This is a genomic window from Rhizobiaceae bacterium, from assembly GCA_023953845.1.
Lineage (GTDB): Bacteria > Pseudomonadota > Alphaproteobacteria > Rhizobiales > Rhizobiaceae > Arvimicrobium.
This window is the reverse complement of sequence record JAMLJC010000001.1, coordinates 1,567,430-1,580,361: the sequence shown is the minus strand read 5'-3', so window position 1 is coordinate 1,580,361 and position 12,932 is coordinate 1,567,430. Positions and strand designations below refer to the sequence as shown.

General features: G+C 64.7%; 14 protein-coding genes and 1 pseudogene. 7 read left to right on the top strand and 8 right to left on the bottom strand.

The window, feature by feature from the left end; genetic code table 11:
• Nucleotides 1–42 precede the first annotated feature (42 nt).
• Together M9955_07885 and M9955_07880 are read right to left on the bottom strand one after the other, a co-directional pair.
• Complete coding sequence (locus M9955_07885) at nt 43–198, bottom strand: hypothetical protein (protein MCO5081565.1); 156 nt, start codon at nt 196–198, stop codon at nt 43–45.
• A 267-nt stretch (nt 199–465) separates the two neighbouring features.
• Nucleotides 466–1,314: a MurR/RpiR family transcriptional regulator gene (locus M9955_07880; GenBank protein ID MCO5081564.1), complete on the bottom strand. Its 849-nt coding sequence runs from the start codon at nt 1,312–1,314 to the stop codon at nt 466–468.
• 154 nt (nt 1,315–1,468) lie between these two features.
• On the opposite strand from M9955_07880, the gene M9955_07875 reads away from it, so the two are divergent.
• The 4 genes from M9955_07875 (at nt 1,469) to M9955_07860 (ending at nt 7,103) form a co-directional block, all read left to right on the top strand.
• Nucleotides 1,469–2,587, top strand: coding sequence for a Gfo/Idh/MocA family oxidoreductase (locus tag M9955_07875; GenBank protein MCO5081563.1), 1,119 nt, complete (start codon nt 1,469–1,471; stop codon nt 2,585–2,587).
• A 61-nt stretch (nt 2,588–2,648) separates the two neighbouring features.
• Entirely contained in the window at nt 2,649–5,117 is a 2,469-nt protein-coding gene (gene hrpB, locus M9955_07870; protein MCO5081562.1) for an ATP-dependent helicase HrpB, read from the top strand.
• A 42-nt stretch (nt 5,118–5,159) separates the two neighbouring features.
• Complete coding sequence (locus M9955_07865; protein ID MCO5081561.1) at nt 5,160–6,479, top strand: ActS/PrrB/RegB family redox-sensitive histidine kinase; 1,320 nt, start codon at nt 5,160–5,162, stop codon at nt 6,477–6,479.
• Between the two features lie 69 nt (nt 6,480–6,548).
• Nucleotides 6,549–7,103: an ActR/PrrA/RegA family redox response regulator transcription factor gene (locus tag M9955_07860; GenBank protein ID MCO5081560.1), complete on the top strand. Its 555-nt coding sequence runs from the start codon at nt 6,549–6,551 to the stop codon at nt 7,101–7,103.
• 210 nt (nt 7,104–7,313) lie between these two features.
• Here the strand turns inward: M9955_07860 and M9955_07855 are convergent, their stop codons facing one another.
• Entirely contained in the window at nt 7,314–7,505 is a 192-nt protein-coding gene (locus M9955_07855; protein MCO5081559.1) for a hypothetical protein, read from the bottom strand.
• Nucleotides 7,506–7,912: 407 nt separating this feature from the next.
• On the opposite strand from M9955_07855, the gene M9955_07850 reads away from it, so the two are divergent.
• Complete coding sequence (locus tag M9955_07850; protein ID MCO5081558.1) at nt 7,913–8,554, top strand: hypothetical protein; 642 nt, start codon at nt 7,913–7,915, stop codon at nt 8,552–8,554.
• A 28-nt stretch (nt 8,555–8,582) separates the two neighbouring features.
• On the opposite strand, the pseudogene M9955_07845 reads toward M9955_07850, so the two are convergent.
• The 3 genes and pseudogenes from M9955_07845 to cueR form a co-directional block, all read right to left on the bottom strand.
• Nucleotides 8,583–9,234: pseudogene (locus tag M9955_07845) on the bottom strand (IS1595 family transposase).
• A gap of 23 nt (nt 9,235–9,257) precedes the next feature.
• The gene (locus tag M9955_07840) at nt 9,258–9,758 is read right to left on the bottom strand and encodes an MmcB family DNA repair protein (protein ID MCO5081557.1); all 501 of its coding nucleotides are present in this window, start codon (nt 9,756–9,758) and stop codon (nt 9,258–9,260) included.
• A gap of 47 nt (nt 9,759–9,805) precedes the next feature.
• Nucleotides 9,806–10,204: a Cu(I)-responsive transcriptional regulator gene (cueR, locus tag M9955_07835; GenBank protein MCO5081556.1), complete on the bottom strand. Its 399-nt coding sequence runs from the start codon at nt 10,202–10,204 to the stop codon at nt 9,806–9,808.
• 330 nt (nt 10,205–10,534) lie between these two features.
• Between cueR and M9955_07830 the strand changes: the two genes are divergently transcribed.
• Nucleotides 10,535–11,158, top strand: a complete 624-nt coding sequence (locus M9955_07830; GenBank protein ID MCO5081555.1) for a L,D-transpeptidase — start codon at nt 10,535–10,537, stop codon at nt 11,156–11,158.
• A 153-nt stretch (nt 11,159–11,311) separates the two neighbouring features.
• On the top strand, nt 11,312–11,488 hold the full coding sequence (locus M9955_07825) for a hypothetical protein (GenBank protein ID MCO5081554.1): 177 nt from the start codon (nt 11,312–11,314) through the stop codon (nt 11,486–11,488).
• A gap of 17 nt (nt 11,489–11,505) precedes the next feature.
• On the opposite strand, the gene M9955_07820 is transcribed toward M9955_07825, so the two are convergent.
• Together M9955_07820 and M9955_07815 are read right to left on the bottom strand one after the other, a co-directional pair.
• Nucleotides 11,506–12,081, bottom strand: a complete 576-nt coding sequence (locus M9955_07820) for a NifU family protein (protein ID MCO5081553.1) — start codon at nt 12,079–12,081, stop codon at nt 11,506–11,508.
• A 130-nt stretch (nt 12,082–12,211) separates the two neighbouring features.
• Nucleotides 12,212–12,703 (bottom strand): universal stress protein, encoded by a 492-nt coding sequence (locus M9955_07815; protein MCO5081552.1) that lies wholly within the window; start codon nt 12,701–12,703, stop codon nt 12,212–12,214.
• Nucleotides 12,704–12,932: the final 229 nt, after the last annotated feature.

Sequence of the window (12,932 nt, the reverse complement as noted above, 5' to 3'; positions counted from 1 at the left end):
ATCGGCTTTTTGCGGCCCACGCCGGAGGCGGAGCGATGGCGCTCACTGAAAGGATGCGCGCGAGGTGACGATCTCGCCGACGCGGCGAGCGCAAGCGGGTCCCGGCCCGCGCATATAGTGGCGCTCCGGGCGATAGCTCGGCGCGACAAACTCGCGGATGGCCGACGCATAGCGCGCGAATTGCAGGAAAATGCTCATTGTCCCTGTCCTGGCGTCCCTGTCGGATGTCCCTTCCGATCGGGTGTGACTATAGCGGGCCGGTCGTGAATATCGGGTGAACGCCGCGTTAATCTTCGGTCAAAAACACCGCCGATCATGACCGAAATACGAATTCTTCCAGGCATTTCGGTGCATTTCGAGAGGTTCGTGCCCTGTGTGCCTTTTACGCAACGCATGTTTCGTCCGCGCGCCGCCGGAAAGGCGGAATTTCCCGAAAACGGTTACGCGGCGGAAACCTGGGCCCGATCAGGCCGGCGCTTGCTCGCCGCCACGGCGCGCGGCGACCGCAACGGTGAGGCTGATCGCCAGCGCCATGGTCGCGGCCAGCGATCGGAATCCTTCGAAATTGGCTTCCACCACTTCGAGCACGACATCCGCCGGCGGGGCGATGGGCGAGAAGACAGAGTCCGTGACGGCGACGATCCCCGCGCCCCGCGCCGCCGCAATATCGACCAGCGAAACGGTCTGACTGGCATAGGGCGCGAAACTCACGGCGATGACGGCATCGCCCCTGCCGATGAAGCCGACCTGCTCGGCGCCCAGCCCCGCCACGCCATCCACGAGGATGTTGCGGATGCCGGACTTGCCCATGGCATAGCTGATGTAGGACGTGACGGGAAAAGAACGCCGCAGCCCTATCAGGTAGATCGTCTCGGCGGATGCGAGCATGCCGACCGCCTTGTCCAGCCGCTCGGGATCGACCTTGCCGCGCAGGTCCGCGACGGACCGCTCCGCCGCTTCCAGAAACCCGTCCAGCAGCAGGCCGGCCTTGCTGGCGGCGATGCCGTGCTCGCGCATGCGGGCAAGGCGCTCGTCGTAATTCAGCACGCGTTCGCGCAGACGGGAGCGGAAGACCTCCTGCAGATCCGAAAAGCCTGAATAGCCGAGCGCGTGGGCGAAGCGCACGAGGGTGGAAGGCTGCACCGCCGCTTCGGCGGCGATGCTGGCCACCGTGCCGAAGGCGATCTCGTCGGGATTCGCGAGCGCATAGGACGCCACCTGCGACAGCCGCTTGGGCAGGCTTTCGGCCCGCTCGGCGATCAGGCCGCGCAGCGCCTGAAAATCCTTTGGAGGCCTGTCGCCCGTTTCCGGCATGGATGGTCGCCCGATCAAATCCCTTGACGCACCAGAGCAGAAATGGAATGAAAGTTCCATCCTGAAATAATGATTGCGCCGCTGTATCGACCCAGATTGCCGAGCCCGCTGCGTGGCCGGCAACGGCTGGACTGCGGCCGGCGGGGGAGACGGCATGGCTAAGGACACGATCGGCGTCGGCCTGATCGGCAGCGGCTTCATGGGCAAGGCGCATGCGCTCGCCTGGAACGCGGTCGGCCCGGTGTTCGGCGACACGCCCCGGATCAGGCTCCTGCATCTCGGCGAGGCCGGCGACGAACTGGCGCGGAAGAAAGCCGCGGAATTCGGCTTCGAGTGCGCCTCCGGCGACTGGCGGCAGGTGATCGCCGACCCGGATGTCGACGTTGTCTCGATCACCACGCCGAACAAGTTCCATCTGGAAATGGCGACGGCGGCGCTTGCGGCCGGCAAGCATGTCTGGTGCGAAAAGCCGATGGCGCCGAACCTCGCCGATGCGGAAAGGATGCTGGCGGCGGCGAAAGCGTCCGGCAAGGCTGCGGTGCTCGGCTACAATTACATCCAGAATCCGCTCGTCCGTCATATACGCAAGCTGCTGGACGAAGGCGCGATCGGGGCGGTCAACCATGTCCGCATCGAGATGGACGAGGATTTCATGGCCGATCCCGAGGCGCCGTTCCAGCAGCGCCACGAGGCGGCGAACGGCTGGGGAGCGTTGGACGATTTCGGCGTCCACCCGCTGTCCTTCGTCACCATGCTGTTCGGCAAGGTGGTGAAGGTCATGTGCGACATGTCGAAACCCTATCCGACGCGCAGGACGCCGGAAGGCGACCGCGACGTGGAGGTCTACGACCTCGTCACCATACTGCTCAGGCTGGAGAACGGCGCGTCGGGCTATATCGCCGCGAGCCGCACGGCATGGGGGCGCAAGGGCCGCATCGCCATCCAGATCTTCGGTTCCAGGGGAACGATCACATTCGATCAGGAGCGGATGAACGAGTTCCAGCTTTACGTCACGTCCGACCGACCGACCGAGCAGGGCTTTCGCACCATCCTCTCGGCCCCGCATCACCCGCCCTATGACCGCTTCATTCCCGCCCCGGGCCACAATCTCGGCTTCAACGACCTGAAGGTCATCGAATGCCGCCAGCTGATCGGCCGCATTCGGGGAGAAGAGAGCGTCGGCATCACCTTCGACGACGGCATCCTGATCGAACGCACCGTCGCAGCGGCAGGCAAATCCTTTCAGGAAGGGCGCTGGGTGGAGGTTCACTGAGACGTCCCGGGCTCACGCCCGCTTGCCCGCCGGGCGCGGGTCCTGCTAGTCGGCCCACCTGATGCCTGTCACCGTTCTTCCCGATCTGCCGGTCACGGCTGTTTTGCCCGCGCTGACCGGCGCGCTGGCGGAACGGCCGCGCGCCGTGCTTGTCGCCCCGCCCGGCGCCGGCAAGACGACGCTGGTGCCGTTGGCGCTGCTCGACCAGCCCTGGCGCGGCGACGGGAAAATCGTCCTGCTCGAACCGCGCCGGCTGGCCGCCCGCGCCGCCGCCCGCCGCATGGCGCAGCTTCTCGGCGAGGAGCCGGGCGGCACGGTCGGCTACGCCATGCGTATGGATAGCCGGCAGTCGGCGGCGACAAGAATCCTCGTCGTCACCGAGGGCATTCTGGCCCGCATGATCCTCGACGATCCCGAACTGCCCGGCGTTTCGGCCGTGCTGTTCGACGAATTCCATGAGCGCTCGCTCGACGGGGATTTCGGACTGGCGCTGGCGCTCGACGTGCAGGGCGCGCTGAGACCCGATTTGCGGCTGCTGGTCATGTCGGCGACGCTGGACGGGGCGCGGGTGGCGAAGCTGCTCGGCGACGCGCCGGTGATCGAAAGCGAGGGCCGCAGCTTTCCGGTCGACATCCGCTATCGTGAGCGACCCGCCGGAACGCCGATAGAGGACGACATGGCGAAGGCGATCCGTGACGCCTTGGCCGAGGAGACCGGCAGCGTGCTCGCCTTTTTGCCCGGCCAGCGCGAGATCGACCGCACAGCCGAGCGGCTGGACGGCCGCGTCGGCGGCGATGTCGACATCGTGCCGCTCTACGGGCAGCTCGACGGCAAGGCGCAGGACGCGGCGATCCGGCCCGCGCCCGCCGGCCGCCGCAAGGTGGTTCTGGCGACCGCGATCGCCGAGACGTCGATCACCATAGATGGCGTGCGCGTCGTCATCGACAGCGGCCTTTCCCGCCTGCCGAAGTTCGAGCCCGCCTCCGGCCTGACGCGGCTGGAGACGGTGCGCGTGTCGCGCGCTTCCGCCGACCAGCGGGCGGGCCGCGCCGGGCGCACGCAGCCGGGCGTCGCGATACGGCTGTGGCGGGCCGAACAGACGGCGGCGCTGCCCGCCTTCACCCCGCCCGAAATTCTGGAGGCGGATCTTTCCGGCCTGCTGCTTGACTGCGCCGCCTTCGGCGTGGCCGATCCGGCGACGCTTGCCTTCCTCGATCCGCCGCCCGCGCTGGCGCTGGCGGAGGCCCGCAGCCTGCTTCGCGATCTCGATGCGGTCGATGAGGCCGGTCGCCTCACGGAGGCGGGCGAGGCCATGCGCCGGCTCGCCCTGCCGGCGCGGCTGGCGCATATGGTCGCCGAGGCAGGCCGAAGCGGTCAGGCGCTCGACGCCGCACGCCTCGCCGTGCTCCTGACCGAGCGTGGCCTCGGCGGCAGCGATACCGATCTGGAGCGGCGGCTCGCCCGCTTCCTCGCCGACCGTTCGCCGCGCGCGAGCGCCGCGCGGCAGCTCGCCGAAAGGCTGGCGCGACAGGTCGCCCGACACCCCCACGATCAGGATTCTCGAAGCGCCGCCGGCCCGCTTCTTCTCCATGCATGGCCGGACCACGTCGCCAAGGCGCGCGGCGAGCGCGGGCGGTTCCTGCTCGCCAATGGCAGCGGCGCCATGCTCGACGCCGCCGATCCGCTGGCGGGCGAGGCCTTCCTCGTCGTCGCCGATCTTCAGGGCAAGGCGCAGAATGCCCGCGTGACGGCCGCCGCCGCGATCACCGAGAGCGATCTGAGGGCAGGCCTCGCCGGGCGCATCGAGCGCCGGACGGAAACGCTGTTCGACACCGAAAAGCGCGCCGTGCGGGTGCGCGAGACGGAGCGTCTCGGCGCCATCCAGCTTTCTGAACGTATGCTGCCTGCCCCGACCGGCGACATGGCAGACCGCGCCATCCTCGACGCGATCCGCGCGCATGGGCTGGCATTGCTGCCGTGGACGAAGGAGACGGAAAGCCTGCGCAACCGTTTGAAATGGCTGCGTCAGGGGCTCGGCGAGCCATGGCCGGACGTGTCCGACGAGGCACTGCTCGCCGCGCTGGACGACTGGCTCCTGCCTTTCCTCGGCGGGGAGGCATCGTTCTCGCGCATCCGGCCGGGCGTCGTGCATGATGGGCTTATGTCGCTGGTGCCGCACGATCTGCAGCGCAGGCTCGCCGCGCTGGCACCGACGCATTTCGAGGCGCCGACCGGCAACCGCGTGCCGATCGACTATGAAGGCGAGCAGCCGGTCCTGTCGATCCGCGTGCAGGAGCTTTTCGGCATGGCCCGCCATCCTTCCATCGCCGACGGCAAGGTGCCGCTGACGGTGGAGCTTCTGTCGCCGGCGCACCGGCCGATCCAGACGACGCGCGACCTGCCGGGCTTCTGGCGCGGCTCGTGGGCCGACGTGCGCTCCGACATGCGCGGCCGCTATCCGAAACATGTCTGGCCGGAGGACCCGCTCAACGCCGCGCCGACCGCGCGCGCCAAGCCGCGCGGCACATAGAGCGCGAATTGCGTCGCACGACGCGGCAGCGCATAAGGGGCCATGCTGCAGGACCTTCGCAATTTCGATCCGCACCAGTCGAACCGGCTGCGCCTCAACACGCTGATCCGGCTGCGCTGGCTGGCGATCATCGGCCAGAGCCTCGCCGTGCTGATCGTCGCCTACTGGTTCGGCTTCCAGCTTCCGGTCAGCCTGTGCTTCGCGCTGATCGCCTGTTCGGCCTGGGTCAACATCTTCCTGGCGCTGCGCTATCCGGCCACGCACCGGCTGGACCCGTTTCCGGCGCTCGCCATCCTGATTTTCGATGCGTTGCAGCTTGCCGGCCTGCTCTACATGACCGGCGGCATGACCAACCCCTTCTCGCTGCTCATCGCCGTGCCGGTGGTAGTGTCGGCGACGTCCCTGCCCGTCCGCTTGACGGTTGGGCTGGGATTTCTGGTCGTCGCGATGGCGACGCTGCTGGTGTTCTTCCACCTGCCCCTGCCATGGAGCGAGTCGCCGCCGCTGGCGATCCCGTTCCTCTATGTCGTCGGCATGTGGTTGGCGGTGGTGTCGAGCATCGCCTTCACCGCCATCTACGCCTGGCGCATCGCCAACGAGGCCCGTCAGCTCGCCAACGCGCTGGCCGCGACGGAACTGGTGCTCCAGCGCGAGCAGCACCTATCCGCGCTGGACGGGCTGGCCGCGGCGGCTGCCCATGAGCTGGGCACGCCGCTCGCCACCATCGCGCTGGTCGCCAAGGAGATGCAGCGGGCGCTCGGCGACGACCCGAGATTCCACGAGGACGTGACGCTGCTGCGCAGTCAGACGGACCGCTGCCGCGAGATCCTGAAGCGCCTGACCAGCCTGTCGACGGAGAACGAGGCGCATCTCGCCCGCCTGCCGCTGACCTCGCTGGTCGAGGAGGTGACCGCGCCGCATCGCGAGTTCGGCATTGCCATAAAGCTGGAGCAGGGGGAACGCTTCGGCCCGGAGCCGGTCGGCAGACGCAATCCCGGCGTGCTCTACGGCCTCGGCAATCTCGTCGAGAACGCCGTCGATTTCGCCCGAACGACCGTCCATATCGGCCTGTCTTGGGACGACCAGCGCATCCTGTTCCGCGTGCGCGACGACGGACCGGGGTTTCCGCCCGACATCATAGACCGCATCGGCGAGCCCTACATGTCGACGCGGCAGGGCGCGGAGCCCGGCGGCGGACTCGGGCTCGGCCTGTTCATCGCGAAAACGCTGCTGGAGCGGTCCGGCGCCACGCTGCGCTTTCAGAACGCTCCCGAACGCGGTCAGGGCGCACTGGTCGAGGTGACATGGTCGCGCGAGGCCTTTACCAAGCCGCTTATCGAGGCGGAAAAGAGCCTTGCCTGAACGGCGGAATTTGGTATCCGGCCGAAAAGTACCTATAGTTGCGACAAAATAACACAGAACGGGATTGCCATGACCGAAGGTGACGCGCCGGCAGGCGGCACGGATCAGACGCTGCTCATCGTCGACGACGACAAGCCATTCCTTACCCGCCTTGCGCGCGCCATGGAGACGCGCGGCTATCAGGTGGACACCGCCGAGAGCGTCGAGGAGGCCGTGAGCAAGGCACGCCAGCGTCCCCCGGCCTTCGCGGTCGTCGACATGCGGCTGGGCGACGGCAACGGGCTGGACGTCGTCGCCGCCATCCGCGAGAAGCGCGAGGATTCCCGCACCATCATCCTCACCGGCTACGGCAACATCGCCACCGCCGTGACGGCGGTGAAGCTCGGCGCGATCGACTATCTGTCGAAGCCTGCCGATGCCGACGAGATCCACGCCGCGCTGACGCGGACGTCAGGCGAACGCGCCGCGCCGCCTGAAAATCCGATGTCGGCGGATCGCGTGCGCTGGGAGCACATCCAGCGCGTCTACGAAATGTGCGACCGCAACGTCTCCGAAACGGCGCGGCGTCTCAACATGCACCGCAGGACGCTGCAAAGGATATTGGCGAAGCGGGCGCCGAGATAGGGATTGGTGAGCAGTGAGGAACTGCCTTTTGGCAGACGAAGTAACCTACGCGATAATCCGAAAGCGTGTCGGAGCCTGAATAAAGTCCTGCGTCAACCAAGGCTTAATTGAAGATATCGGCTGGACCGAAGATCACGACGCCAATGGGCCGTACAGGCTGTGGCAATTGAAGAGGGCGGCTGGTGAGTCGCCCCCCGTCTTGCTGTCGCTTTATGCCGTCGGGAAATCGGCGGGGAGTGTTTCGGCCGGCGGGATGTCGGGGAACTTACGCCCCTTCACTACGTCGGCGATACGGCCCTGATTGATCTGGAAATACGACGCGATGCGCGCGTAATTGTAGTCCAGATTTCGAGCTAGCTTGATGACCGGAACCATGTCCGGCGTGACTTTTCGGTCGTTCACTACCTTTCCTTCCTCAAAAGGATGCGACCGAATGCCAGTTGACGCCGATTACAATATGAATCATTCTTATCATAGAGTGCGCCGACATTCGGCCTGCTTGTTCTGATCCGGGACCATCCTTGGACCAGTATGGAGTGGAGCCGGGGCATTTCCGCTCCCGACCCCGTACCGCCCTACCGGCGGCTGCTGACGTGACCAGGTGTGCGAGACCTCATCACATCAGGAAGTCGCTATGGGCTCCATCGCATCTCCGCTTCTAAGACCGCCGGGTAATCCCCGGCGGCTTTAACCTTTAAGGCCTCGCCAAAGATTCGGCAAGCTCCCTTCCCAATGATATTTGAGAATCTTTGGGAATATGATATCGTCTCTTTGGGAAGTATTTTGGGAGAAACGCGGTGCCACGGTTCTTGGACGCGCTGAAGGCAGAAATTGACGAGATTGAGCGGGAGTTGGCGGCGGATCCTCGACAGGCGAAGCTCCGCAGCCTTCGGGAAGTTCTCGCTTTGTACGACGTGAGTGGGGAGGCTAGGGATGGATGGGCGCCGGTCGCCGAAAATTCACCCGTCGCTCCGCGCACCGTTACGCGCGCTCCATCAGAGGCGCGTAGTAAGGCTATGGAACTAGCGGAGTTTTTCCTTCGAAATCGGGCCGGACCGACGCCGACGCGAGAAATCTTAGACTATATCGTCATGTTTGGGGGAGAGGTTGGTGGTAAAGACCCGGTCAGCAATCTTAGTGCTATGCTGTCGAACTCCGGGCTATTTCAATCGCATGGCCGTGCCGGTTGGACCATTACTGATCCAGATGTGAAGACCATTGACGGTCAGACTGTATCGGATGTTGTGCAAAGCGTCATGGCCGATCTCACTTCTGACGATATCCTGCATGCGCACTCGTGGCATGAAACGAACCATAAGATTCCACAAGATCTAGATGGGAAACTGCTTTCCGAAACGCGTCGACGCATCGATCGGCATCTAACTGATGGTGAGATGCGCAGTCTTAGAGGCGCCTTCATAAATGCGCTAAGGAGCGCCGTCCTCGTTTAATCAAACGAGAGCTTATTGATATTCATCGTCAGGTTCTGCGGCGCCGCAGATCAGACTTCGGAGTAACAGCCACCGCGCCCATCACCATTACGTACTGCGTGCCATTCGCTTCGCGGCGGCAATCTTTGCGCCACACCATTTCGGCGCCATAAGCGCCGAGGTACGCGCCGGCAACGTGATGATGAATGCCATCTCTGGGCGACGCATTCTGCAGAAAACGGCTCGGCAGCGTTCGTGCAAGCGCCATCCTTCGGATACGCCTTTTGATGGTTGACGCGCTTTATCGGGAAATACGCCGCGAGATGGTCCCAATGGGGAGCTTCGTCAGCATGGACAGTCGAGCCATGCACGCGTTGGCGGCAACGAAGGCAACCCCTTCGGCCTCGGCGCGGGCAACGGCGTGATGGTGCGGCCATTGGTTTCGCGGGCCACGATACCGATCGGCGCTTGCCGGATTGGTTAGCGGCCTTGCGCAGGTCCTTGTGGTTGGCGCGATTGTTGACAGGCTTCACGTATCCGCCGAAATACGCACCATCAACGGTAACGTTGCCTGCAAGAGCGCCCTCGGTGCGGGCAAGCTGTATCGCCTCCCGCATCTTGTGCAGCATCACGAAAGCCGTTTTGTAATCGGCTCAACGATCGCGCGACAATTGAAGGGCGCTGTAGCCCTTCGCGCCGTTTTCACTGTTCACCGATCACTGCTTTATTCACTCTCCCCGTCCAGCGCCGGCACCGACACTCCCGCAAGTTCCGCCGCCAGCAGGCGCGCCGCGCCGGCGCGGGCGATCCTGAGCATCAGCGCCTTGCGCGTCGCCGGCGCCAGCCGGTGTTCCGGCGCATCGCGCATGATCTCGGCGCCATAACCGTCCGAAAGGATGAATCCGCATTCGTCGGGAAAAATCCCGGGGGGAACCGCCGGGTGCGTGGCGAAGAAGAAACGATCGGAAAACAGCCGGTATTCCGGCCATTTGCGGTCGACCCGGAAGTCCTCGATCGAGGATTTTATCTCGATGATCCAGATATCACCGCTGCGCGTCAGCGCGACGAGGTCGGCCCGGCGGCCGCTGGCGAGGGAGATTTCGGGCAGCACATGCGCGCCCATCTCCATGAGCAGGCGCTGCACGCCGCGGCGCACCACCATGGCGCGCTCGGACTGGCGGCCGTCCGCCAGCGGATTGAGAGGAATCGGTGAAACGATCGGCATGCGCCACCATGCCAGATTCCGTTCACGCTTTGAACCCGCAAGCCCGATCAGTTCGCTTTCCCGACGCCTGCGATGTCGTCGAGAATCGGGCAATCCGGCCTGTGGTCGCCATGGCAGGCATGTATGAGCTTGTTCAGCGTGCCGCGCATCGCCTGCAATTCCCGGATCTTCTCGTCGATGGCGCCGACATGGGCGATGGCGATCTCGCGCACGTCCTGGCTGGCGCGGCTCTTGTCGCGATAGAGCGCCAGCAACTGCCGGCATTCCTCGACCGAGAAACCCAGGCCCCGCGCCCGGCGCAGGAAGGCTAGGCGGTGGATGTCGCCCGACGCGTAGTCGCGATAGCCGTTGGCCGCGCGCGCGGGACTGATGAGCCCGATCTCCTCGTAGTAGCGGATCGTCTTGGCCGGAAGCCCGGATGCCCGCGCGGCCTCTCCAACGTTCATCGCCTGCTCCTTTCAGTCCTCAAAGCATTTCCAGCAAAAATGTGTGAACCGGTTTTGCGTCCGGAAATGCGGCTATACAAATAGATAGAGCGGTTCGCCCGCTTCCGTAAAACCCAACCCGCTCTTAGCGCGATTGCGACGTGAAACGGGTTCGGTCCGGCTCGCTCCGCCCTGTGGCGAAAATGCCATATCGAGCGCCGCAACATACATCGTGTAACGCCAATGTGAGTGCAAGACCTTGGCAATAAATCGGAGCCGCCGGTAGAAAGAGGCTGAATTGGGGCTCGAATCGGGCGGAAAAAAGCCCGTTTGCCATGTGCAGGGGAACGCATGAATCTGAAGACCGTGCTCATCGCCGTCGGCCTTTCGCTCACCGCCATGCTCGCGGGCTGCACCACCGATGGCGGGTTCGTCACCACGTTCTCGGGCAGCTACGGCGCGCGGACGGATGCCGGCTATCGCCTGCCGGCCATCCCGATCTCCAAGGTGCCGGCGAAATATCATCGACAGGTCGTCCGCTACGACACCAAGGAGAATCCCGGCACGGTCATCGTCGATACCCGCGCCAAGTTCCTTTATCTCGTCATGGCCAACGGCAAGGCCATGCGCTACGGCATCGGCGTCGGCCGCGAAGGCTTCGAGTGGAAAGGCACCTCGCGCATCGCCATGAAGCGGGAATGGCCGGTGTGGACACCGCCGGCCGCGATGATCCGCCGGCAGCCGGAACTGGCCAAATGGCGCGGCGGCATGCCCGGCGGCCCGGGCAACGCGCTCGGCGCGCGCGCCATGTATCTTTTCAACAAGGGCGGCGACACCGGATACCGCCTGCACGGCACGCCGGAATGGCACTCGATCGGCAAGGCCATGTCGTCCGGTTGCATCCGCCTGATCAACCAGGATGTCATCGACCTCTACAGCCGCGTCGATGTCGGGGCGAAGGTCATCGTCATGTAGCTGAATTCGTGCGCGGACCGTCCAGGCAACAACAGGACGTCCTAAAAAAAACCGGGCCGCAGAGCCCGGTTTTTTTATGTAGCGGCCGACCACCCGCAAGCCCGGCGGAACAAAACCGCTGGAATCCGATTGGACATGGCAAGGAGATCAGCCATGGAATGGATCATGAACTGGTGGTGGGTGACCGTTCTCGGGCCGGTCGTGCTCGGAGCAGCGATAGCCTATGCCCTGTTCAACAGGAGAAGGCTCTCGCCCACCGAAAAGGCCCGGCAAGCCCGCGCCGTGGATCGGCTTTACGACAGCTCGCCCAGGACGACCACCGGGAAATAGCCTCTACAGCGCGTAGGTCAGGAGACCTGCTCGACATGCTGCACTTCGGGAACGAAGTGGCGCAGCAGGTTCTGGATGCCGTGCTTCAGCGTGGCGGTCGAGGACGGGCAGCCGGAGCAGGCGCCCTTCATATTCAGGAACACGGTGCCGTTCTCGAAGCCGCGGAAGGTGATGTCGCCGCCGTCCTGCGCGACCGCCGGGCGGACACGCGTGTCCAGCAGTTCCTTGATCGTCAGCACGATCTCCTCGTCGGCCTTGTCGTAGAATTCCTCGTCGAGTTCGGTCTCGGCTTGGCTCGGCCCGAACGTCGTCGCCAAGACCGGCTGGCCGGACATGAAATGCTCCATGATGGTGCCGAGGATGGCGGGCTTGAGATGCTGCCAGTCGGGTCCGTCCTTGGTGACGGTGATGAAGTCGTAGCCGAAGAAGACACCGGTCACGCCATGGATATCGAAAAGCCGGCCAGCCAGCGGCGACGCCTCGCGGGCGACCTGCGCGTCGCGGAAGTCGGCTGTGCCTTCGCGCAGCACTTCCTTGCCGGGCAGGAATTTCAGCGTGGCCGGATTGGGGGTCGCTTCGGTCTGGATGAACATGATGGGTTCTCCGCGCCCCTACGGGCGGCTTCTTTGGAATAGTTCTAAATAGCGCCGTTGGGCGCGGACAGCAAGCGAATGCGATTCTTTCCCGACCGGGCTTCGCCGCCGCGCCCATCAGATGGGTGTTTCAGGCGAGATTCTCAATATCCTCGTCGCTCAGCCCCTGCGGTACGACGGTGACGGGAATGGCGAAGCCGGTGCCCTTGCCGGCCACAGCCGTCACCAGCGGTCCCGGGCCTTCCTTACCCATGCCGGCGGCGAGAACGAGAATCGCGATGTCCTGATCCTCCTCGATCAGCTTGTGGATCTCCTCCGCAGGCTTGCCCTCGCGGATGACGAGTTCCGGCTCGATCCCGTGCTGTTCGCGAGCCCGCACGGCATGATGGTCGAGCGCGGATTTCGCCGCGGCCGTCGCCTCCTCGCGCATGATCTTTTCCACACCCAGAAAATGCTGGAAGTCGCCGGGTTCGATGACGAAGAGCAAAACGAGAACACCGTTCGTCGTCCTGGCGCGGCGCGACGCATAGGCGACAGCCCGCTCGCACTCTGGCGTATCGTCGATGATCGCCAGGAACTTGCGGCGATGGCCGGCTTGGCGGCTGAGACGTTTGGAAACCATCGGGCGATTCCGGCACCAGAATTTTGCCGCAATCTGCCACTGCGAGACCGCGGCCGCAAGCCGGACACGCGTGCCGCTCCGTCGGCAAAGGCGGTTGCTTCCCGCGCAATCCCTTGCAGCACAAGGCATTGCGGGCCAATGCCGGCAAAACACCGCAGGGTATGATGGAGCCGGTCAGGCGACCGGCGAAGCGTCACACCGTTGCGACGCAGGAGCGCAAGGCCGCCAT

Coding starts and splice junctions, on each gene's coding strand:
- M9955_07825 (MCO5081554.1), top strand. CDS start 11,312: ATGGAATGGATCATGAACTGGTGGTGGGTGACCGTTCTCGGGCCGGTC.
- M9955_07820 (MCO5081553.1), bottom strand. CDS start 12,081: ATGTTCATCCAGACCGAAGCGACCCCCAATCCGGCCACGCTGAAATTC.
- cueR (MCO5081556.1), bottom strand. CDS start 10,204: ATGAACGTTGGAGAGGCCGCGCGGGCATCCGGGCTTCCGGCCAAGACG.
- M9955_07860 (MCO5081560.1), top strand. CDS start 6,549: ATGACCGAAGGTGACGCGCCGGCAGGCGGCACGGATCAGACGCTGCTC.
- M9955_07815 (MCO5081552.1), bottom strand. CDS start 12,703: ATGGTTTCCAAACGTCTCAGCCGCCAAGCCGGCCATCGCCGCAAGTTC.
- M9955_07875 (MCO5081563.1), top strand. CDS start 1,469: ATGGCTAAGGACACGATCGGCGTCGGCCTGATCGGCAGCGGCTTCATG.
- M9955_07885 (MCO5081565.1), bottom strand. CDS start 198: ATGAGCATTTTCCTGCAATTCGCGCGCTATGCGTCGGCCATCCGCGAG.
- hrpB (MCO5081562.1), top strand. CDS start 2,649: ATGCCTGTCACCGTTCTTCCCGATCTGCCGGTCACGGCTGTTTTGCCC.
- M9955_07865 (MCO5081561.1), top strand. CDS start 5,160: ATGCTGCAGGACCTTCGCAATTTCGATCCGCACCAGTCGAACCGGCTG.
- M9955_07880 (MCO5081564.1), bottom strand. CDS start 1,314: ATGCCGGAAACGGGCGACAGGCCTCCAAAGGATTTTCAGGCGCTGCGC.
- M9955_07830 (MCO5081555.1), top strand. CDS start 10,535: ATGAATCTGAAGACCGTGCTCATCGCCGTCGGCCTTTCGCTCACCGCC.
- M9955_07840 (MCO5081557.1), bottom strand. CDS start 9,758: ATGCCGATCGTTTCACCGATTCCTCTCAATCCGCTGGCGGACGGCCGC.